Below are 393 nucleotides of genomic sequence, written 5' to 3' on the forward strand. Positions count from 1 at the left end.
GCAAAGACAACCAGGATGTTGGCTTAGAAGCAGCCATACATTTAAAGAGTGCGTAATAGCTCACTGGTCCAGGGATCCTGCGCCGAAAATAACCGGGGCTAAAACATACCACCGAAGTTTTGGATGCCAATGAAATGAATCATGTTCTGAAAAGAAGCGTATTGCAGTGTAAGCTGACAATGGTTTTAGTCAGCTGGAAGCTTGCACTAAAATAACCTTTGAAGATAAGAACGCACCATCGATTCAGAGTGTGATTCATTTCATTGGCATGGTAGGCGAGCAATGTGTGCGGGGAGAAGTTTAACTGTAAAGTTAGGTGGACTGCACACAAGAGAGAATGTTGGCATGAGTAACGAGAGGCAGGTGAGAAACCTGCCCGTCGAAAACCCAAGG

General features: G+C 45.3%; 1 rRNA gene. It reads left to right on the forward strand.

The window, feature by feature from the left end:
* A 23S ribosomal RNA gene (locus AAIG11_RS17960) occupies positions 1 to 393 on the forward strand; the annotation flags it as partial.

Origin of the sequence: Anoxynatronum sibiricum, from assembly GCF_039414295.1 — a bacterium.
Classification (GTDB): Bacteria; Bacillota; Clostridia; order Peptostreptococcales; family Tindalliaceae; genus Anoxynatronum; species Anoxynatronum sibiricum.